The 19,876-nt window shown below is 30.7% G+C and carries 20 protein-coding genes and 3 tRNA genes; 15 read left to right on the top strand and 8 right to left on the bottom strand.

Annotation, left to right across the window (positions count from 1 at the left end; genetic code table 11):
• Window positions 1-93 precede the first annotated feature (93 nt).
• Together GUI12_00555 and GUI12_00550 are read right to left on the bottom strand one after the other, a co-directional pair.
• Window positions 94-1,461: a hypothetical protein gene (locus GUI12_00555; GenBank protein ID UAT42654.1), complete on the bottom strand. Its 1,368-nt coding sequence runs from the start codon at window positions 1,459-1,461 to the stop codon at window positions 94-96.
• Between the two features lie 93 nt (window positions 1,462-1,554).
• Window positions 1,555-2,358: a kinase/pyrophosphorylase gene (locus tag GUI12_00550; GenBank protein ID UAT42653.1), complete on the bottom strand. Its 804-nt coding sequence runs from the start codon at window positions 2,356-2,358 to the stop codon at window positions 1,555-1,557.
• A 129-nt stretch (window positions 2,359-2,487) separates the two neighbouring features.
• On the opposite strand from GUI12_00550, the gene GUI12_00545 reads away from it, so the two are divergent.
• Window positions 2,488-2,561 (top strand) — tRNA-Arg (locus GUI12_00545).
• Window positions 2,562-2,689: 128 nt separating this feature from the next.
• Here GUI12_00545 and GUI12_00540 read toward each other — a convergent pair.
• From GUI12_00540 to GUI12_00530, 3 genes are all read right to left on the bottom strand, one after another.
• The gene (locus tag GUI12_00540) at window positions 2,690-3,055 is read right to left on the bottom strand and encodes a hypothetical protein (protein UAT42652.1); all 366 of its coding nucleotides are present in this window, start codon (window positions 3,053-3,055) and stop codon (window positions 2,690-2,692) included.
• Between the two features lie 70 nt (window positions 3,056-3,125).
• Window positions 3,126-3,635, bottom strand: coding sequence for an ImmA/IrrE family metallo-endopeptidase (locus GUI12_00535; GenBank protein UAT42651.1), 510 nt, complete (start codon window positions 3,633-3,635; stop codon window positions 3,126-3,128).
• A 183-nt stretch (window positions 3,636-3,818) separates the two neighbouring features.
• Window positions 3,819-5,753, bottom strand: coding sequence for an MBL fold metallo-hydrolase (locus GUI12_00530; protein UAT43428.1), 1,935 nt, complete (start codon window positions 5,751-5,753; stop codon window positions 3,819-3,821).
• A 259-nt stretch (window positions 5,754-6,012) separates the two neighbouring features.
• Here GUI12_00530 and ligA point away from each other — a divergent pair, with 259 nt between their 5' ends.
• The 10 genes from ligA to GUI12_00480 all read left to right on the top strand — a co-directional run bounded on the left by ligA (window position 6,013) and on the right by GUI12_00480 (window position 14,818).
• Window positions 6,013-8,751 carry an NAD-dependent DNA ligase LigA gene (gene ligA, locus GUI12_00525; GenBank protein ID UAT42650.1) on the top strand — a complete coding sequence of 913 codons (2,739 nt, stop codon included), beginning with the start codon at window positions 6,013-6,015 and terminating at the stop codon, window positions 8,749-8,751.
• A 746-nt stretch (window positions 8,752-9,497) separates the two neighbouring features.
• The gene (locus tag GUI12_00520; GenBank protein UAT42649.1) at window positions 9,498-9,761 is read left to right on the top strand and encodes a hypothetical protein; all 264 of its coding nucleotides are present in this window, start codon (window positions 9,498-9,500) and stop codon (window positions 9,759-9,761) included.
• Between the two features lie 189 nt (window positions 9,762-9,950).
• A complete protein-coding gene (locus GUI12_00515; protein UAT42648.1) occupies window positions 9,951-10,361 on the top strand; it encodes a hypothetical protein in 411 nt (136 codons plus the stop codon).
• A 61-nt stretch (window positions 10,362-10,422) separates the two neighbouring features.
• Window positions 10,423-10,644, top strand: coding sequence for a hypothetical protein (locus GUI12_00510; protein ID UAT42647.1), 222 nt, complete (start codon window positions 10,423-10,425; stop codon window positions 10,642-10,644).
• Window positions 10,645-11,456: 812 nt separating this feature from the next.
• Window positions 11,457-11,972, top strand: a complete 516-nt coding sequence (locus GUI12_00505; protein ID UAT42646.1) for a hypothetical protein — start codon at window positions 11,457-11,459, stop codon at window positions 11,970-11,972.
• Between the two features lie 89 nt (window positions 11,973-12,061).
• The gene (locus tag GUI12_00500) at window positions 12,062-12,472 is read left to right on the top strand and encodes a hypothetical protein (GenBank protein UAT42645.1); all 411 of its coding nucleotides are present in this window, start codon (window positions 12,062-12,064) and stop codon (window positions 12,470-12,472) included.
• 31 nt (window positions 12,473-12,503) lie between these two features.
• On the top strand, window positions 12,504-12,761 hold the full coding sequence (locus GUI12_00495; GenBank protein ID UAT42644.1) for a hypothetical protein: 258 nt from the start codon (window positions 12,504-12,506) through the stop codon (window positions 12,759-12,761).
• Between the two features lie 141 nt (window positions 12,762-12,902).
• Entirely contained in the window at window positions 12,903-13,175 is a 273-nt protein-coding gene (locus GUI12_00490) for a hypothetical protein (GenBank protein UAT42643.1), read from the top strand.
• Window positions 13,176-13,970: 795 nt separating this feature from the next.
• Window positions 13,971-14,315, top strand: a complete 345-nt coding sequence (locus GUI12_00485) for a hypothetical protein (GenBank protein ID UAT42642.1) — start codon at window positions 13,971-13,973, stop codon at window positions 14,313-14,315.
• Window positions 14,316-14,518: 203 nt separating this feature from the next.
• On the top strand, window positions 14,519-14,818 hold the full coding sequence (locus GUI12_00480) for a hypothetical protein (GenBank protein UAT42641.1): 300 nt from the start codon (window positions 14,519-14,521) through the stop codon (window positions 14,816-14,818).
• 25 nt (window positions 14,819-14,843) lie between these two features.
• Here the strand turns inward: GUI12_00480 and rsmA are convergent, their stop codons facing one another.
• Both rsmA and ccmA read right to left on the bottom strand, forming a co-directional pair.
• Window positions 14,844-15,620, bottom strand: coding sequence for a ribosomal RNA small subunit methyltransferase A (rsmA, locus tag GUI12_00475; protein UAT42640.1), 777 nt, complete (start codon window positions 15,618-15,620; stop codon window positions 14,844-14,846).
• Window positions 15,621-15,645: 25 nt separating this feature from the next.
• Entirely contained in the window at window positions 15,646-16,257 is a 612-nt protein-coding gene (gene ccmA / locus GUI12_00470) for a heme ABC exporter ATP-binding protein CcmA (protein ID UAT42639.1), read from the bottom strand.
• 35 nt (window positions 16,258-16,292) lie between these two features.
• Here ccmA and GUI12_00465 point away from each other — a divergent pair, with 35 nt between their 5' ends.
• Window positions 16,293-17,876, top strand: a complete 1,584-nt coding sequence (locus GUI12_00465; GenBank protein ID UAT42638.1) for a penicillin-binding protein 2 — start codon at window positions 16,293-16,295, stop codon at window positions 17,874-17,876.
• Here the strand turns inward: GUI12_00465 and GUI12_00460 are convergent.
• Window positions 17,877-17,952, bottom strand: a tRNA-Thr gene (locus GUI12_00460).
• A 278-nt stretch (window positions 17,953-18,230) separates the two neighbouring features.
• Here GUI12_00460 and mutM point away from each other — a divergent pair.
• From mutM to rpe, 3 genes are all read left to right on the top strand, one after another.
• Complete coding sequence (gene mutM / locus GUI12_00455) at window positions 18,231-19,031, top strand: bifunctional DNA-formamidopyrimidine glycosylase/DNA-(apurinic or apyrimidinic site) lyase (protein UAT42637.1); 801 nt, start codon at window positions 18,231-18,233, stop codon at window positions 19,029-19,031.
• Between the two features lie 80 nt (window positions 19,032-19,111).
• Window positions 19,112-19,184 (top strand) — tRNA-Phe (locus GUI12_00450).
• Between the two features lie 19 nt (window positions 19,185-19,203).
• A complete protein-coding gene (gene rpe, locus GUI12_00445; protein UAT43427.1) occupies window positions 19,204-19,851 on the top strand; it encodes a ribulose-phosphate 3-epimerase in 648 nt (215 codons plus the stop codon).
• The last annotated feature ends 25 nt before the right edge of the window (window positions 19,852-19,876 follow it).

The following is a 19,876-nucleotide window of genomic DNA, read 5'->3' as shown; positions in this document are numbered from 1 at the left end:
AATAAACATCACCTATATAATTGGAAAAAATAATATTATCTTTTTAAGGAGATAGGTAATATCCATGGATATTACCTATAATTATTTTGCTATTTATCCAATGACTAAACCCTTTTCCTCTGGAGCTACTAATAATTCAATTGCCTCCTTCAATTCAGTACTTATATTTTCACATTCTAGTTTAAACTGCAAAGAAGTAGATGATTTAGGTCTGCTGCTCTCACCTTCTGCTTCTTTCCATTTTTGTTGAATTGCTTCCAGATCTTTAAGTATTGCATTACATCCCATTATCGAACTTTGAGCACTAGTTATCATCACTCTGCTCTCACCTTCTTGCCTTTCATTCGATTTCCCATCTCCTCTTGCTTGAAGTACTGGAAGAGATAATGACGTTAAACGCAAAGGATCTTTTTCTGCAGATGTAGATGGCTTTCCAAGATCATGTTGATTGAGATCAGCACTTGCCTCCGCCGCCTCTGCAGCGCTTTCTTCGCGTATGCTTTCCAAAGGCCTTCCAGATAATGACTCTAAAAGCAAAGGAGCTTTTTCTGCAGATGTAGATGGCTTTCCAAGATCATGTTGATTTAAATCAGCACCTGTCGCCGCCTCTTCAGCGCTTTCTTCGCTTATGCTGTCCAAAGGCCCTCCTCTTGTTGTTTCATATCCATCGTAAAGAAGGCTAGATCTTCTATCAATTTCACAAAATTGAAGACAGTCATACCGCTCAACAAGTGCAAGAAAAATATTTACATTATCAGAAATTGTTGGGGTCTCTCGTTTTTCTTCTGTAGATGCACATATACACTGACAAAAACCAGATTTTGACTCTTTTTCCAGCAAGATAGATCCATCCATACTTTGAAAGGGATGAGTACTAGCAATACTGTGATATTCACGATTACTACTATAATCTTTTTTCAATTCTTCTAGATAAATACCAGAATCCAAAAATACTATTAATTTTTTATCAAGATCAAGAACCACAGGCACTATTTTTTCAAACTTACGATATACTATTCCTACATCTCTCTCTCCCAAAACACTTGAGATGTTAGCAAATTCAGATTTACCAATAAGACAAAGTACTTTACCTGGTTGTTTGCAATTTGTACGTTCCTTCAGAATTCCGGATATCAAATTCAAATCATGTGTATAATTTTTAATATTATTAGCCCATAATACTACATCCCATTCTTGTAATTTCTCTGCTGCATTTTCTGCAGATAAAAAATCAGACTGTCCTAATTCACTATTAAATTTTCTATACAGATCAGTTGTAAAATTCTCTGCCAAAAGTTCACCACTAAAATCCGTAATATACTTCCCTTTTTCATAATAAGTCTTATCCGTCATATTGATATAACTGTTAAGAACTAATTCATCACCATGCAATTCCCTTTTTCTACTCACTACAGTTTCCTTCAGTTCTAAGCGCTGCATTTGTTCTTTTACAAAAACCATATCCCCCTCTATTAAATACAATTATATGAATATTAATTCTCTCTAGAGAGAATTAATTATATCAATCTTCATAATATCAATAAAGATTTTAACTTACAATTCTTTTATTATTTGTGCAGCAATTTCCTCCACAGATTTATATGTTACGTCTAGTGTCATCCATTTTTTGCTCTGAAAGTACAACCTAGAGGCTTTAATTTCTTCTTTAATGCTTTCATGAGAAGCATAATTTTCCGCTTTAGCAAGACCAATTGTATAAAGTCTGCTATTACGAATAGCAAAAAGATGCTCAACCTGTATATAAAATCCTACTGTTAAACTCGCAGAGTTTATTTTTTCAGTGAAAAAATCCATATCAACGCCAAGTACATATGGTATATTTGCTACTTTATATCCTTGAGAAGATAAATAAATGCTAGTAGGTGTTTTAGATGTACGAGAAGCACCAACAATTACTATATCAGCGTTTGTTAAATCCCATATATTTTTTCCATCATCATGAGAAATAGCATAATTCATTGCCTCTATTCTGGAAGAATAGGTATCTCTAAAAGTTAATAGTTCTTCCATGCCAATTTCGTTAGGACTAACATTGCAGAAACATGATACCTCTTTTATCAAATGAGCAAATGCAGGAACAACCATGATTTGCTCATTACGACAAAAATCTTTAAGTTTTTGTCTTATATCAAGATTGGCAATATTATAAATTATCATTCTGTTTTTCTGTTTACGTACAATGTTCAAAATACGCAACATTTTCTTTTCCCCAACAAAAGACCAAACATACGTTTTAGCAGTCAATTTAGATTGGAATCTACTAAAAACATCACGAGACATGTAAACCAAGCTATCGCATACAGAATCTGATATTAAATGTATTTTTATATTTTTCATTTCTCAAAATAAACATCTTCTTGTTAATTTATAGTTATATCACACAGTATGTTAAACATAAGAATACAAAATATTTAGGGCTGGTAAATTTATTATTAATTGTTATAATATTAGGGTCGTTTTGACCGTGCGCCCTTAGCTCAGCTGGATAGAGCAACAGCCTTCTAAGCTGTGGGTCAGGGGTTCGAATCCCTTAGGGCGTACTCAGATTTTCATGGTTCTTTCTGCATTGGAAGCGTTTATCAGTTGTTTTATTCTTCTAAAAACAACAATCAATATTTAAAGCTACGCACCATAAAATATTTTCTATCTTCTAAATTCAAAAGATTTCTTATTGTTTTTTACTAGAAAAGAGACCTCTAAAAATGAACCCTATAGCAATAAAGCTAAAACTATATATTCCTCTGCCTATCCATTTCGTTATTTCCTCTAGATAAATTGCCCCAGGGAAAAATACTAATCCACCAAAAAACGCCGAGCCAAGAAAAACAATAATAATAAAAAAGAAATAGACAGTCCAACTTTTAAACCTTGCAAAAGCAGTATCAAGCATTATGTCATTACAATGATCATTAATTATCCTATCCTTTTTAGTGACATCTGCAGCAGCTTTAACAGAATCAATCCCTTCTAAAAATTCGCTTGGATAATCAGTCTCTCTATTGAATGAATTTCTTTTTTTCTTTCCTTTTGCCATTATGATACATCCTTATTCATAGTAACATCCCCAACTGAAATACTGAGTGTTATTTATCTCTCTTTGCTATTCACATAACCCCTAATAATATATGCGCTCTTACCGTCACTGCTTCAACCGAAACATTAAAAAAAGATGCTACTTCCTGCAGTGTATTACTTTTCTTATATATTTCAATGAATTTCGACGAAGGCATTAAAAGCTCTGCTGCAAACTGATTTGCAAGAATTTCTCTTTGAGGAGATAATAATTGTGTATTCCTATTTAATCTAGGGTTTTCTTCTATTTTATGATTTTTGGTTAAATAGTCATCATCATAAAAAAAATGACCTACTTCATGAGCTATTGTAAATCTATTTCTTCTAAGAGAATGCTTTGTATTAACTGTAATAGAAAATGTACCTGTTGCTTTATCCTTTTCTATATACCCGGAAATATCATCTTCTAGATCATCACACGTGAACATCTTTATCCCTAGTTCTATAGCGAAATCTATCACATTAAAAGGATATTCTCCTCTATATTTTTCGAAGATACTTTTCTGCTCTTTCGTCATTTTTCCGGTAACATCTATCTCCATATTCCATTCTTCATAAAAAACATTTCACTTATTGATATTTAATCATAATATAATATCAATACCTATCCAAAACATTTATTAATATCAAGCTTAAAATAATTTTTAAGATAAAAAAAAGGCAAGAGAATCAAAAAAATCCTCTTGCCTCTTAAAGCAGATTATAATGTTCTGTTTATTCTTACTTTAAATTTCGTTAGGAGTGACGATATTAAACCAGAATTCAAAATTATCAAGCATATTGAAGAAATCCCTAAAGGCTTGTTTATCACCATTAATTTTGACTTTTCCATCACTTAATAAATCTCCCATATTTTTTTCACCCAATTGAATCAAATCAAGATCAGATCTATTAATCTGCACATTACAATCAGCGTCTGATACATGCTTACCAATAGTGTAATTCATAACACCGTGTTCTATATAGATAACAAATTTCTTTGATTTATCAGGGAAAAAGAAGTTCATTGTCATTTTCGCATCGGCAGCTTTTGGATGATTTAAACGAACTGCGATAAAATCTAAGTAAGTTTCAAGCTCCATATTTTTTACCATATCTGGAGAAACGGTATTAATTGCTGGCAATTTTTTCACACCGCCACGCAACTCTTGTGCACCTGTTAGATAAAAATTTCTCCATGGACCATTTTCACTTTGATAGCCCAATTGCTCATAGACATCTGCTAACATATTTTTTGCATTCTGATTATGTGGTTCAGAGAAAACTAGATGTTTTAACACAGTAGCAGCCCAACGATATTCTCCTTTTTTGATATCTTTTTGAACTTTATGCATTAATTTCTTGCTACCGCCCATGTATTCGACCACTTTTTTACCTTCTTCAACAGGCACCAAAGGGTGTAAATCTGAAGGATTACCACTAAAGAAGCCAAAATACTTCTGATACTGTGCTTTAGCACCGTGGTTGATATGACCATAATAACTACGGTTAGCAAAGTTTTTAGCTAAGCTATCTGGCAACTGAAGATATTCTGCAATCTCAATCATTGTCAAACCTTTATTTGCCAATCTCAATGTTTCATCGTGAATATAACGATATACATCTCTTTGCGCTTTAAGTAATTTCATTATATTTTCATTACCCCAAGTGCTCCAGTTATGTGATCCAAAAGAAACTTCAACATCCTTTCCAAATCTTTCTATAGTATCGTGTATATATTTAGACCAGAGTAAAGCATCTCTTACCTGTGCTCCACGAGGAGTTAATAAGTTATGCAGAGTGTGATTCACCTCTTCAGACTGACACAGAGCTTTATATTGCGGAATGTAAAACATTAATTCTGCTGGCGCCTCTGCGTGAGGAGTATTAATGAAAACAAATTCAACGCCATCTATCATCAATTTGGTAGGCGTTTTTGAAATAATAGTATCAGGCTTTATTAAAGTTGCTTTTCCAGAAGAAAGGTTCGCTCCCAACCCTACACCAACATCCCCTTTTGGGTTACCTGGTAAGAGACTTCCATACATATATGAAGCTCTTCTAGACATTGTGTTTCCCGCCATTAAGTTTTCATTAACAGCTTCAATAACAAAATTTTCAGGAGCAATTACTTGAATATTATCTTTTTTGACCCGTTTTTCATTAACAACTCCTTTAACACCACCAAAATGGTCTAAATGAGAATGAGTAAAAATAACAGCTTTAATTTTCATCTTTCCCAAATGTTTTTGAGCAAGTTCATAACCTGCTTTAGCACATCCAGGTGAAGTAAGGGGATCTACCATAACCCACCCAGTTTTTGTTTTAATAAAAGTCATATTAGATACATCAAAGCCTCTAATTTGATATATCTCTTCTGTTACTTTGAATAAGCCTTTTGCTGCTGTTAATCCGGATTGTCTCCATAAACTAGGGTTAACAGTGTCAGGAGCTTCACTACCTTTTTCAATAAAATCATATTTTGTAGTATCAAGTATTTTAACTCCTTTTTCTTCAATAGAAGTTTCAGTTATATCACCTATAAATCCACGATAGGCATTCTCGATATCCGTTTCATCATCAAAAGGAAGATAATTTTCCAATTTCTGATTTTCTTTCTTGGTAGCATTGCTAGCACCTTTTGGCTCTGATGTAGTTTTTATACTACCTTCTCCACCCATTTGGCCAATAATAAGCCAAACTATAATAAGCCCTATCAGTAAAGAGACAGCCCAAATAATATTTTTTTTCTTCATTTTTAAAATTCAAGATAAAATTCTATGCTAAAGTCATTCTAACAAACAAAATTGTAAAAAATATTTAACATCAGTTTACATTAATAAAATTTGACATCTCAATAAAATACAAATATCTTAAAAAAATAAAGTAAAAAAACCCCGTCTTTTGTGATATAATTCAGTGATTTATAGAAGTCAAATTATGATGGAGAGCAGCTCAAGAATTCTCTTACTAATATATAAAAAACAACTATTTGTATTAAAATCGTTTAATTTGCTTAACATATTATTATCTATTTCAAAGGATGCAAAAGACACAAAATTTAGAGAAATTTTTGTTATAGAGCGAATAAAAAAAATACTCAATCAGACAGAAAGAAATTCTATAGGTAATAGATTAAAGGAAGTGTCGATCTCACAAATATTGGATTTCCTAGATATAGCTCTTTATGATTTAGACATCACAGAAAAAGATAAGAGGCAGTTATCTCAATTTTTGAGTAAAATAATGTACATTATCTTCTCCTCATATGAAGATATAAATCTGTTATTTACAAAGATAAAAAAACTCAACAAAGAATATTACGATAGAGATAGTTCATCAATTGAAGATAATGAATATGATATATTGAAACACAGTTTTTTTTCAGAATACAGAGAGAAAATCCGATGGTTATTTTTACAAATAGAACTTTTAGAAAAATACGATATATATAAATCCACAGAATTTACCTTGCTGGAAATCAAAGTATTTTTGAAAGATATTATAAATAAAACGCAAAAACAACATCATATAAATAAAAATGCCGCTGATGATCATTTAATATCTCAGAATGTAACTCAAGAAGATATAAAATCTCCTTTTAATCTGGTAATATTCGATATTTTTAATTGCGACCTTGATGTAATCAACGATTCTCTCTCAACGTTAATGTGGAAAAATAAATATGTAGAGAAAAACAATATCAAAGCATCAGAAGGAAAAAACTTATGTCTCCTAGGGCTATATTTAAAAGAAAGATTAAAAATAAATATCCCAGAAAATAAGAATCTACTAGATATAATAAAAGCTTTTTTTCTTCATCAGATGCTGGATATCCTAAAAAGGAATTATGAGCTCGATAGAAGAAGTTTGGTAGGATATAAAGCCAATAACAAATTCACAAAAGTGATGCACAAAACACCTATGCTATCTTTAAATAACTTAAGACACGAAGAAGATATAACCTTGTTCACAAAAAGTATACAAAGATTCTTAAACTCCAAAGAACAAGTGGAGTTGTGCTGTGAGTTGAAAATTGATGGTGTATCTTTCAATGCTTATTATAAAAATGGATTCTTAGAATACGTTACAACAAGAGGAGATGGAACAGTAGGAGAGGATATAACAGATAATGTTATACATATGCAATCTTTTCCAAAAGAGATAGCATATAATGAAGAGTGTGAAATAAGAGGGGAGTTCTATATGCTAACTAGTGAAGCTCTTGCTCTTGGATTTAAAAATCCGCGAAATGCTGTTTCAGGCTCACTTAGGCAACTAGATAGCAAGGTCGTTGCAACAAGAGATATCCAATATTTTGCATATCAGGCATATTTTCCTAAAGGAAATAACATAACAACTCAAGAAAATGTATTATATTTTCTTGAATACAACGGATTTAATGTAAATAAAAAGCGTCTAATCAGCAGCGATATAAACCTGATAGAAAATTTCTATGCAGATATTTTACAAAAACGTCAACAAATAAAATATGAAATTGATGGCTTAGTTTATAAGGTTAATTCTTGCGAATTGCAAAATAGACTGGGTAACAGAAGTGATTCTCCAAGGTGGGCTATTGCTCATAAATTCCCTACTCATATAGCTAAGACCAAAATCATCGATATAGAATATAGTATAGGTAGAACTGGAATAATAACTCCTGTAGCACTGCTAGAACCTGTAGCTATCAATGGAGTAACATTAAGTAAAGCAAGCTTATACAATCATCAAGAAATAATAAGGTTAAATTTAAAACAAGGAGATACAGTAATCTTAGAAAGATCTGGTGATGTTATTCCTAAAATAAAGCGCGTTGTAATAGAAGAACGAGCAAATAATGCTATACCATTCGTGGAAATAAAAACTTGTCCTGCATGTGGAAGTTCTATCTCAGAGGATGATATTCTTGTAGCTAGAAGATGTAGTAATGCTTCTAAATGCCCTGCTGTAACAATAGAAAAAATAAAACATTTTGTATCGAAAGATGCCTTAAATATCAGAGGTTTAGGAGATGCTCAAATTAAAGTTTTATTCAACGAAGGAATAATTGAGAATATCAATGATATATTTCTCCTAAAAGATAAAGAGGATATCTTATGTAATTTAAACGGATGGGGGAAAAAAACTTTTGAAAATATTATCCAAAGCATAGAGAATGCTAAAAAAATATCTCTAACAAAATTTATTTATTCCATAGGTATAGATTATATTGGCATAAATACAGCAAAAATACTATCTAAGGAATTCGTATCTTATGAGAACTGGAGACAAAAAATGCTCTGTATCGAAGAAACAAAAAGCAGGATAATATCTTTAGATGGTGTGGGCACAGCAGTTGTAGAGTCTTTAGCTTCTTTTTTTAATAACAATAATAATCTAATTTTATTGGAGAATTTATCAAAATTCTTAGATATCCAAAACCATGAAAAAAATGACAACAAATTATTATCTGGTAAAATTATAGTTTTCTCAGGAAAGATGAGCATAATAGGAAGAGAAGAAGCAAAAACACAAGCAGAAAAACTGGGCGCCAAGATATCCTCTAGTGTTTCAAAAAACACTTCATTTGTTGTAGTTGGGGAAAAAGCTGGTACAAAATATAAGAAAGCTTTACAATTAAAGATAGAAGTAAAAAATGAAAGTGAATGGTTGGAATTAATATCAAAACAGATTTAAAATACCAGGAAATTTTATTTCCTCGTGAATTTTAAAGAGGATCTGTTTGTACTCACTATCATTGAAATGTAATAATTTTGATCTGGGTAGTTTATCGCAACATATGAAAAGTTCATCATATAATGAATGTGCAAAAGATCTTATCACAAACTGCTTTTTATCTATTGGAAAATTTATTACTGATGTTATTTAAGGTCTAATCTATACTTTGCCTCGGGATGAGTATGATACAGGAGAAATAAATTTTGACATTATGCAACCATTGTACAATCATGACCTATTAGCTTTGATTGGATTAGGTGAATATGGCATGCACTTCTGTTGCTATGAGATTTAATGTGTTGTAATGCATCTTCTACTAAAGAATTCTCTACAGTTTTAAAGAGATTGCTTCAGATGTAGGTACTGTTTTTATTTTCAGTTTATCTATTATATTAGATTACAGTAAATGTATTGTAACTGCGTTGATTTCACAGTGTTTACAATTACATCTATAATGTAATCATTGATTATAAAAACATAAAAAGCATTTCAAATTTAGTAGCTTAGTAAAGAAAGTTATTCTAAATTTGACTTCTATTTCTTTCATATTAATGATTATTTTTATGCAAGACTCCACCAATTATTTTGACCAATCAGATAAGATGACAGATTTATTCTTTATTTAATATAAAAAAAACTTGACATTAATACTTTTACAACATAACAATATTGTAAAATAATGTTTACTTTTACAATACATTTTTATGGTAATATTCAATAAAATCACCGATCTTAACGATACTCTAAAAAAGACTTATCATGTATCAGATACAAACAATGTCTCCTATAAAATGCTAGAAAGTACAGGTTTATTTATCCTTAGTATGTGTGCAATTTCTTATTTAACGTGCTTTTTTTATGAATCAGCTTTTGATTATTCTCCATCGGAAAGCTTTGGGGATCTTAGCATGAGTTCATTTGATAATATACAATCTTCGAATAATCCATCATTTGTCTTTGATCTATAAATAATCTATCCTATAGTTCAGTAATTTTTTTACAAGACAGATATTTGACATCTTTGATCGCAAACAAGAACAAAAAATTGTACCTTATTATATACAATGGTTTAATCTTACTTTAAATGTGTATTATATCATGTGTACCTTACTATGATATAATAGTTAATTGCTCTTTACTTTATTAGAACATCCAAAATGGACGATATGGCACTTTTTATTGCTGATAATCATATTGCGGAAATGGGCATGAATATACTAGGTTCTTCGGTGCAGCGTGTCTTAATATTATCATATTTAAAATATGGACCTGATATAATATTGCAATCTAACACAGAAACCTCAGAAGGTCTTTTTATTGATGAAGATCCACCATCAAAAGGAAGAATTATTTTGGAAAATTATGCCGATCCTCTAAATCTCATTTCGCCATTAAATACTGTTTTATCCATAGTGCGTGCTATAGGCAATTCTTTCTTGTACCCTATATTCCCTAAACTTTTTACAGATCCTGAATATCATAATATTCATACTAGCAAATCTTTGTTGTTGTTTTCAATGAGGAAATTTGTTCCTTCTTGTCTTTGTCAAAAAAGATTAAAAGATTAACTCAATAATCTAAATAATTAATGTTATAATGATTGTCTAATATATTTAGGTAAAATTGGATATGACATATGAATTAATAGCCGAACCGTATGACACATCAATGGCGGAAGATGTTATCGAGACAGTAGGAGTGTGGAAGTATTATAATTTTCTAATGAATGGCACTGATTCTGATAACATAGAAGCAAACGCAATATTTATAGGTTTTAGTGTAGGTGTTGTAGTATCATGCTTGGTACTTTTTTTAACAGATAGGTTATTAGGAATTTTTAATACAACGTAATTTGTTAAGGCATCGATCATGAATAATTTGCAAAAGACTACTTTTACTTGTTTGAAGTTTTTTTAAAAAACTAAAACATTAGCTTCTTTTATATGGGGATTTAAAAACAGATACGGAATAAGAAATGTATGCACAAAAATATAATGATTTTATTGAAGATCATAATTATGGAAGAGTATATGAATGTGGCAAGGTATTGGGTTTTTTAGCAGATTATTTATAGTGCCTTATACGATTTTTATACTATCTCTTTCAGCATTAATATACGGGGATTCATAACCCATTACCGGGCGTAAAAATATCTCTTTGTGAATTATCATCAAGAAAATGATTCACAGAATATCTATTTACCATTGTTTTCATAAGCCATGTCAATGCTGTTAATATCATTGCTTTTTAGAAGATTTATGCAATCCTTTAGATTGTATAATCTTTCACATGATCTATCGTTTTGACGTATATTTCAGTATCTTTATTTTCAAAGTAGAGTTTTTTACCTTTTTGACATGAAAAAATATTAACTTCCAAAATAAATTCTGCTTTGATATACTATTAAAGAGAAGTTATATGTATTTGATTTTTTGGATGATATTTTACTAACATGTTTTAATAAGCTAGTTACATGCAATATCTTGGCGATATATGCATTGATTTTATGTCATCAAATTGATTCACTTATGCCTTTTGAACTTTCTATTGATCAAGAAAACGGAAACACCTCGAACAACCATGAGGAGTCATTTTTTACAAATATTGGTACTATAAATAATTTCTGTAAACATTGAAGTATAAAAAATGGAACTTAATAATTAATGATTTCTTTTAGTCAGACTATTTTAGGCCTAGGAGTAGGATGTAATCTATATGATCGTTTGTGTGATGGATATCTCATTGAAAATTCTATGCCGATCACAGATAAAGACTCTGCTATCTTTTTGGATGGTAATTCGCAAAGTCCCTTACTTGATTTTTTTTATAATGGATATCCCGTTGAAAATTCTATGCCAACCACAGATAAAGACTCTATTATCTTTTTGAATGATAATTCGCAAAGTACCGTATTTACTTATTCCTTTTTTATCGATAATACAAATAAGATTAAAAGCTATATTAAACCTGGAAAAATCTTTAATATGAGTTATTTTGATCCTCTAAATTTTATATCTCCAGCAAATGGGATATTATCTCTATTACGTATTTTTGGCCAAATTCCGTTATATCAAAAATTCCCTGCACTATTTGAAAGCCCAGAGTATAATAATATCCACACTACTAAATCACTCTTGTTATTTTCAATGAAGAAATTTGTTCCTTCTTTTCTTGTTTAGTGAATGCCAAAAGTAGTATTTTATTTACAAAATAAATATGCTATTATTGTATGTAAACGTATGGATATTTTAATTAATATAAAATAATAATGGATGACTATTTTTCTGATGATGAAAAACCTTCTAATAACCCAAATAATTTAGATTTTTTAAAGAATGCCTCTGATTCAATAGATAACGAGAAATTAATTTTTCTAGGTATACCTCTCGAACTACACACACTCTCTAAAACAGAACAAAAAATTATAAGCGCCAAAATACTTTTTGAAGATCCTAATACGCATGAAGATAAAATTATTAAGGCCAAGATATTTCTTGAATCTGCCACTGAAGAAAGAAATCTTGAAGAGCTAAGCAGCTTCGCTTGTAAGAATCCAATAGAATTCCTTATATTAGCTGGCATAGGATCTGCTATCACTTATGTAATCAGCTGTGTTATGTGTGCATTCGCTAAGCTGGTGCGCTCTGGTTTTAGTTATAAGGATCCAAATATTTCTTAAATAATTTTTATTAAATTTAAAAGGTTGTTATATGTTCGAATTAAACTCGAGTTCAGATCCAGAAATACACATCTCATCTTCTGAGAAACTACATGTTGAAGAGCCACCTATTGTAGAAAAATCATCTGTAGAGTTATTTACTGAAGAATCTACTATTCAGGAAAAAGAAAGCTTAACAACAAGAATTTATAATTTTATGACTAGTTATAATACTACAAATGCAATCTCTGTGATTGTTGGTGTTCTTGTTTTTCTTATCCCCATGATAAAAATCTATTTTAGAAAATAAAATTATATTATAATTAGTATTGTATTTATTTTTATATATACGAAAATAGTAATATGATTATTGTTATTGTCTAAAAACTGGATCATCAGCTTCGCAATAGACAATAAGTCGTTGAATATTTTTATCATTTTTGAGGTCCTTATGTTAAACATGGATTTAAATGCAGACAGTGTGTCATCGATAGATAACCCTTATGATAAATCATCCAATCCCATTTGTAAGACATCTAGTGAGGAATCAATTATTGATGAATCTTATGATAAATCACCCAGTACCATTTGTAAGACATCTAGTGAAGACTCTTCTGCTCAGCAAAAAGAAGCCAGTGAGATTATCAAAGGTATACAATTTAGCATTTCATTAATCTTAGGCTACGGCCTTTTCTATCTGATAAAAAAATGGTACGCCATATAATTTTGCACATTCTAATCATGATGTTAAAATAGGGATTAGCTATTCGTAAAAACAGAAAAAGGTTAAAATCCAAACAAGATAAGATAACTCTGGTTATTGATGTACTTAATGGCAAAAATTATAACATCATTATCCTTCTATTTTTATTAAAAAATGCTTAAATTGATATTTAAACATAAAAGAAGAATAGTAATTCTTCAAATATTTTTTTATATTGATTTAGGTATGGCTTTTGGCTCACTTTTTGACTCATCGTATAATTCTGGATGCAACAAGTCAATTCCCTCATCATGTTGATGTATAACAAACATCAGCACTCCTATCCAGACAATCATGATGATAAATATCGCTCATTGTGTCTTGCATCGTGCGCTACTTTTATTATCGCCATTATATTTGCATTGTGTCTTGAAAAGATTTTCAAAAAGTGAACATAGATGATGTAGATTAAAAACACGAGTAAATACTCCTGCTGTATTTACTCAGAACCCCTCTGATGAATTATTTTGACTAAAGAATATGCACTCCTCAACATACACTATTCTTTTAGAAGTATAATTTTATACCTTACTTTTTATTTCTTTCATTCGATTTACTGCTTCAAAATGAAATTTTTCAGTGTATCTAAACATTCTTTTGAAAGATTTAAATATATTGCCAGATTCTATCAGCAATCTATTTTTTTATCACACAAAGGAATGTAAAATACAAAATATTCTTATACATGTTTTTTAAAAAAGTAACAAAGTATAGCAAAATATTGTATTTTATTTTTTGGGGAAAGGTAATTTAAATATGGATAATAATGCAAACGAAACTTTAGATATGGATAGTCGCGAAAACGACACATGGGCATTTGATTTCGATAAAAGTGGCATTCCTGGTCATCTATTTGCAGGATGCAGAGATGACAACGAAGAGCCTAAGTATATTCTATCTACAAAAATCAACGGTGAAGGCAACGTCGTTAATCGTTATCTATTTGTAGCAGAAAATAATAAACCAGCAGATGATAAACCAGTAGAAGAAGAAGATCAATCCAACTCAAACACACCGTCATGGTTAAGCATATGCTGTCTTGTTGGCATAGTATTCTTTGCTGTGATCTTCAGTCATAACTTTAGTAAGAGAGGGAGGTGATCGTGATTAAAAAAATGAAAGAAGGGTTCATGTATCTAAACATTCTTTTAGAGAGATTTAATACATTGCCAGACTCTATCAGTAATCTATTTTTTTCACACAAAGGAATGTAGAATACAAAAGGTTCTTGTATGTGTTTTTTAAAGCAGTAACAAAGTGTAGCAAAATATTATATTTTATTTTTTGGGGAAGGCAATTTAAATATGTACGATGACGTAGCATGGGAATTTCTTTGGTGTGCAAAGACCACTCCTAGTCATCTATTTGCAGGATGCAGAGATGACAACGAAGAGCCTAGGTATATTCTATCTACAAAAATCAACGATGATGGACAAGTCATTAATCGTTATCTATTTGTAGCAGATACAGCAAATCATGAACCTGAAGATAATAAACCAGAAGAACAAACCAGCTATTACAAGAAGCTATTATTCGGCATATACGGTGTTAGCGTAATGATCATTATTTTGACATCCATTTTTAACCTTGGTAGGGATGATTAGAAAAATGAAAGAAGGGATTCATTATCTAAATATTCTTTTGAATAGTTCTAGTTATATTGCAAAACTCTGTAACTGATATATCTTCTGGTCTTTTACTCAAATCTACAACAGAAGATATATCATTTATATTGTCACATAATGTAGCAAGGGTCTTGCGTATCATTTTACGTCTGTTATTAAAAACAGCACTGACTATTTGTAGAAACAAAGAAAAGTCAAAATCCAAGGTAAGGTTTTTTCTAGGGACTATTTTTATGACTGAAGATTCAACCTTAGGTGGTGGAGCGAAACTACTAGCATTCACATCAAAGCCATAGATAACATCACACATAAGTTGTACTACTACAGATAGTTTGCCATATTTTTTACCATGTGTTGCACATATTCTTTCTGCAACCTCTTTTTGGAACATAAGTGTCATATCTATGATTTCTTCTGAATATTCATTAATTAATTTCATCAAGATATTATTTCCCACATTATAAGGAAGGTTGGCTATCACCTTAAAATTGTGGAGATTAAAATGTAATAAATTAGTTTGTATAAAATCGCAGATAGCAAAATCAAAATTTGTATAATGATTTTTTATATCTTGCAGATGGTTAGTGAAGCGACTATCTTTTTCTATTGCGAACATTTTAGAGACATCCTTAGAAAGTATCTTTTTTGTCACAATACCCTTTCCAGGGCCTATTTCTAGAACGTTTACCCCACTAAGATCTCCAGCAAAATCTATGATATTTTGAACAACACTATCATCTTTCAAGAAGTGTTGTCCAAGAGATTTTTTAGGGAATACCATTGAGAACGCATTTTTAAGAAATTATTTAAAGTGATAAAACATTATCAGTGTCTATTATATCTCTCTTAACATTACTCGTCCATATTACGATACCTCTTTGACTTCTACGAGTCTCAAAAAGGCCGCTTAATAACTCCTGAGTATCATCATCAAGATTAGTGAATGGTTCATCAATTAGCCATATATAGGCGTTGGATATCATCACATAAGCAAAATATACCCTCTTTTGCCACCCTGAAGATAATTTATACATTGGAATATCCAACACATCATCTAAAGACCAAAACCTGACAGCAGGCATTAATAATTCTTCTGTTTCATAAAAAGAAGCCCAATATTTTAAATTGGATATAACTTTTATATTTTCTGACATAAAATCAGTTTTCCCTAAAAAAATCAACTTCTCTGAATAATCTTTTCTATCAGAACCAGTGCTTTGTTCTTTTCCATTATAAAAAAGACTCCCTGCATCAAAAGAAATAAAGCCAGCAAGAGCTCTTAAAAAACTAGTCTTACCGCTACCATTTATCCCGCTTATTTTAAGATATTCTTTTTCTGCTACTTTAAAATTAACATTATCCATGATAATTTTTTCATCACGGATAATTCTTAAATTTTTGCCTTCAATAATTTTCATTATATAATCTCCGATTTGTAGCTCATAAAATTCATATGAAACCATCTTTAAAGATAACAAAGAGAAGGTCTTTAATCATATACATATTGATGATAATAGGTTTTCTTCTTTTGATAACTAAGATGCTAATGATACAAAAAAATTCTAATCGCACTCAAAAAAGACATAATTTAGTCATCGATAAAGAATTCTATCATGCTAAACAAAATAAAATAAATATTTATGATAGAAACGGTTTTATTTTATCTGGTGATTTAACACATTATTCACTGTATATAAAGCCAGAAAAAATTTTGGAAAAAGAGTTAATTCTTAAAGATCTGCATAACTTTTTTCCAGATATGCAATATAACTATTTAAAAGATAAAATATACAGTAACAAGGCATTTGCTTGGATAAAAAAAAATATCTCTGCTAAAGATAGAGAAAAGATGTTAAATCAGGGAATTCCTTTTCTACACTTTATAGAAAGCAACAAGAGATACTATCCCCATAATAATTTATTTTCGCACGTTATAGGTTTTGTAGATATAGACAACAATGGAATAGCAGGTTTTGAACACTTTTTAGAAAAAAATATACAGAAAGAAGAAATAGCAAATTATATAGAAGATAACAGCATAACTCTCTCGTTGGATTTATTCGTTCAATATATAGTAAGAGATGAATTAGAAAAAGCATATAAAGAAACTCAATCTATTGGAGGTGCGGCAATATTAATGAATATAAAAAACGGAGAAATAATATCTACTGTAAGTGTTCCAGATTTCAACCCTAATAACCCTTACAATACCCCTCCTGATAATACGTTTAATCGCTCAACATTTGGTCTATACGAAATGGGTTCTGCTTTTAAGATATTTACTGTAAGTGCCGCACTAGATAGCTCTTTAGTATCCACCGAAGATAGCTTTGATACAACTAAACAAATGCATATTGGAGACTATAAAATAAGTGATTACATAAGTAATATTGGGCAAATATCCCTAACAGATGCGATTGTAAAATCTTCAAATAAAGCCATCTTACAAATAATGGAAAAACTAGGCTCCTCGAAGCAAAAAGACTTTTTTGATAAGATACACATTTTTGAACAGCCTAATATAGAAATTTCTGAAAAATCAAATGCTATAGTTCCTGCTAAATGGTCTCAATCAACTGCTGCTACTGCATCTTATGGATATGGAGTAGCAATATCGCTATTACAACTCACTCAAGGAATAGCAACCATGGTAAATGATGGCTATTTCATCCCTAGCACCATAATAAAGGGGAAAAAAAATAATAGAGAAAAAATAATATCCAGCGAAACTTCAGAAAAAGTAAGAAAAATAATGCTAGAAACAGTTGAAAGAGGTACCGCTAAATCAGCTAAAATCACTAACTACAAAATAGGAGGAAAAACTGGTTCTGCAGAAAAAAATATCAATGGGAAATATGTAAAAAATAAAAATATTGCGACTTTTGTAGCATTTTTCCCCTATGAGGAGCCAAAATATGTATTAGCAATAATGCTAGATGAACCAAAAAGAAACAATAAAGCTCTAACTGGTGGAACGTCAGCTGCTCCTGTAGGAAAAGAAATAATCAAAAAGACCAAAGCGATATTAACGCCATAGTGGTGCCGTTACCGAGAATCGAACTCGGGACCTATTCATTACCAATGAATTACTCTGCCAACTGAGCTATAACGGCTGAAAGAATCCTTAAAAAAATTATAAACCTATATGGAATAAATTAGCAATATATCCAACACAAATGAAAATGTGACCCACCAAAAACAGGTAAAATAATTATACAGTTTATATTTAATGATAAGAAAAATATTGATATAATTGCAAAACAGATTTTATAAAAGAACCTTCTACAAATGAAGAAAAGCAATGAAACAAAAAAAGGTTCCCTTTCCAAAGAAGTTGTAGATAACCTTCGGAAAAATCTTATCAGACGTAAAGTAATGCAAAAGAAAAATAATGCCGGAACTACCAGAAGTGGAGACAATTTGCAGATACCTAAGTGAAAGAATCACTGATACAAAGATTCACTCTGTTATAGTTACAAACCATAGATTACGAAAAAAAGTAGATATAGATCTCCCTGAATTACTAAAAAATAAAATAATAAAAAAAATATACAGATTGGCAAAATATATAATTATCTTGCTGGATGATAAAAACTTTCTAGTTATACACTTGGGTATGTCTGGTAATTTAACAGAGTCTGAAATATCTGATAAACACAATCATATTGTATTTAATTTATCAGAAGGGAAAAAAATAATATACAATGATCCTCGTCGTTTTGGATTAGTATATTTAGCATCAGACATAACAGAATTGAAAAATAAAATAGGCCCAGAACCACTTTCAGAAGAATTTTCTTGTACAAAAATGCAAGAACAGATGAACAGGAAAAATATAGATATAAAGAATGCTCTGATGGATGGTAATTTAGTTTCTGGCATAGGTAATATATATGCCTGCGAAATATTATTTGACGCTAAAATCTCCCCTTTCAAGAAAACTAATGATATCTCAAGTGCAGAATATAAAAGAATTTGGAAAAGCACAATAAAAATACTAAAAGAAGGAATTTTACATGGAGGTTCGTCAATCAGAGATTATAAAACTCCTGTTGGCAATAGTGGTAATTTTCAAAAGCATTTTAAAGTGTATAAAAAACAGAATGTATGCTGTAAAGAATGTAATAATCTAATAAATAAAGTAAAACAAAATGGACGAAGTACTTATTTTTGCAAAATTTGTCAAAAATGAGAAAAATATCTGTATATAAAATCCTTTTTAATATAAAATAATAGTGGATATATTTACTCTTTAAATATACAGCCTCTTATGGCCCGGTAGCTCAGTTGGTAGAGCAAAGGACTGAAAATCCTTGTGTCACTGGTTCGATTCCTGTCCGGGCCACATTTTTGTTTACCTTTGCATTATGAAAGTTTCCAGTTCTATATTGTCTGCTGACTTCTCTAATTTGAAGTCTGAAATAGATTTATCAGATGAAGCCGATATGCTACACATTGATGTAATGGATGGTTTGTTTGTTCCTAATATAACAATAGGCTCATGTGTCATACAGTCTATCCGTAAAGCGACAGAAAAAATCTTGGATATCCACCTTATGATCAATAGACCGTCTGATCTGCTAGACGATTTTATATCTTCTGGAGCAGATATAATAACAATTCATATTGAATCAGAAATCCATGTTTGTCGCACTCTGCAAAAAATCAGACAATCCGGAAAAAAATCTGGTATTGCGCTAGTGCCATCAACAAACATTGAGTCTATATACCATACTTTGCCATATGTGGATTTGGTCTTAGTAATGACAGTTAATCCCGGTTTTGGTGGACAAGATTTCATGCAATGCCAAATGGAAAAATTGACAAAATTGAAAACTATACTGAAAGCAAAAAACTTAGATATAGATATAAGTGTAGACGGTGGTATAAATGAACAAACCGCTTCTGCAGCAAAAGAACATGGCGCAGATATTCTTGTTTCTGGATCTTATATATACTCTGACAAGAAAAAACAATACAACGAGAAAATAAGGCTTTTGAAATCTCTGTAGTATTATTTATTATCTTTTGCATCCC

The sequence above is a fragment of the Anaplasmataceae bacterium AB001_6 genome (genome assembly GCA_020002265.1).
Taxonomy (GTDB): domain Bacteria; phylum Pseudomonadota; class Alphaproteobacteria; order Rickettsiales; family Anaplasmataceae; genus AB001-6.
The sequence above is the reverse complement of the archived record's forward strand: the minus strand, read 5'-3'. Positions and strand labels throughout refer to the sequence as shown.

Excerpts from the sequence above, each read along its gene's own strand:
- GUI12_00555 (UAT42654.1), bottom strand. The coding sequence starts at position 1,461 with ATGGTTTTTGTAAAAGAACAAATGCAGCGCTTAGAACTGAAGGAAACT.
- GUI12_00550 (UAT42653.1), bottom strand. The coding sequence starts at position 2,358 with ATGAAAAATATAAAAATACATTTAATATCAGATTCTGTATGCGATAGC.
- GUI12_00540 (UAT42652.1), bottom strand. The coding sequence starts at position 3,055 with ATGGCAAAAGGAAAGAAAAAAAGAAATTCATTCAATAGAGAGACTGAT.
- GUI12_00535 (UAT42651.1), bottom strand. The coding sequence starts at position 3,635 with ATGGAGATAGATGTTACCGGAAAAATGACGAAAGAGCAGAAAAGTATC.
- GUI12_00530 (UAT43428.1), bottom strand. The coding sequence starts at position 5,753 with ATGGGTGGAGAAGGTAGTATAAAAACTACATCAGAGCCAAAAGGTGCT.
- ligA (UAT42650.1), top strand. The coding sequence starts at position 6,013 with ATGATGGAGAGCAGCTCAAGAATTCTCTTACTAATATATAAAAAACAA.
- GUI12_00520 (UAT42649.1), top strand. The coding sequence starts at position 9,498 with ATGGTAATATTCAATAAAATCACCGATCTTAACGATACTCTAAAAAAG.
- GUI12_00515 (UAT42648.1), top strand. The coding sequence starts at position 9,951 with ATGGACGATATGGCACTTTTTATTGCTGATAATCATATTGCGGAAATG.
- GUI12_00510 (UAT42647.1), top strand. The coding sequence starts at position 10,423 with ATGACATATGAATTAATAGCCGAACCGTATGACACATCAATGGCGGAA.
- GUI12_00505 (UAT42646.1), top strand. The coding sequence starts at position 11,457 with ATGATTTCTTTTAGTCAGACTATTTTAGGCCTAGGAGTAGGATGTAAT.
- GUI12_00500 (UAT42645.1), top strand. The coding sequence starts at position 12,062 with ATGGATGACTATTTTTCTGATGATGAAAAACCTTCTAATAACCCAAAT.
- GUI12_00495 (UAT42644.1), top strand. The coding sequence starts at position 12,504 with ATGTTCGAATTAAACTCGAGTTCAGATCCAGAAATACACATCTCATCT.
- GUI12_00490 (UAT42643.1), top strand. The coding sequence starts at position 12,903 with ATGTTAAACATGGATTTAAATGCAGACAGTGTGTCATCGATAGATAAC.
- GUI12_00485 (UAT42642.1), top strand. The coding sequence starts at position 13,971 with ATGGATAATAATGCAAACGAAACTTTAGATATGGATAGTCGCGAAAAC.
- GUI12_00480 (UAT42641.1), top strand. The coding sequence starts at position 14,519 with ATGTACGATGACGTAGCATGGGAATTTCTTTGGTGTGCAAAGACCACT.
- rsmA (UAT42640.1), bottom strand. The coding sequence starts at position 15,620 with ATGGTATTCCCTAAAAAATCTCTTGGACAACACTTCTTGAAAGATGAT.
- ccmA (UAT42639.1), bottom strand. The coding sequence starts at position 16,257 with ATGAAAATTATTGAAGGCAAAAATTTAAGAATTATCCGTGATGAAAAA.
- GUI12_00465 (UAT42638.1), top strand. The coding sequence starts at position 16,293 with ATGAAACCATCTTTAAAGATAACAAAGAGAAGGTCTTTAATCATATAC.
- mutM (UAT42637.1), top strand. The coding sequence starts at position 18,231 with ATGCCGGAACTACCAGAAGTGGAGACAATTTGCAGATACCTAAGTGAA.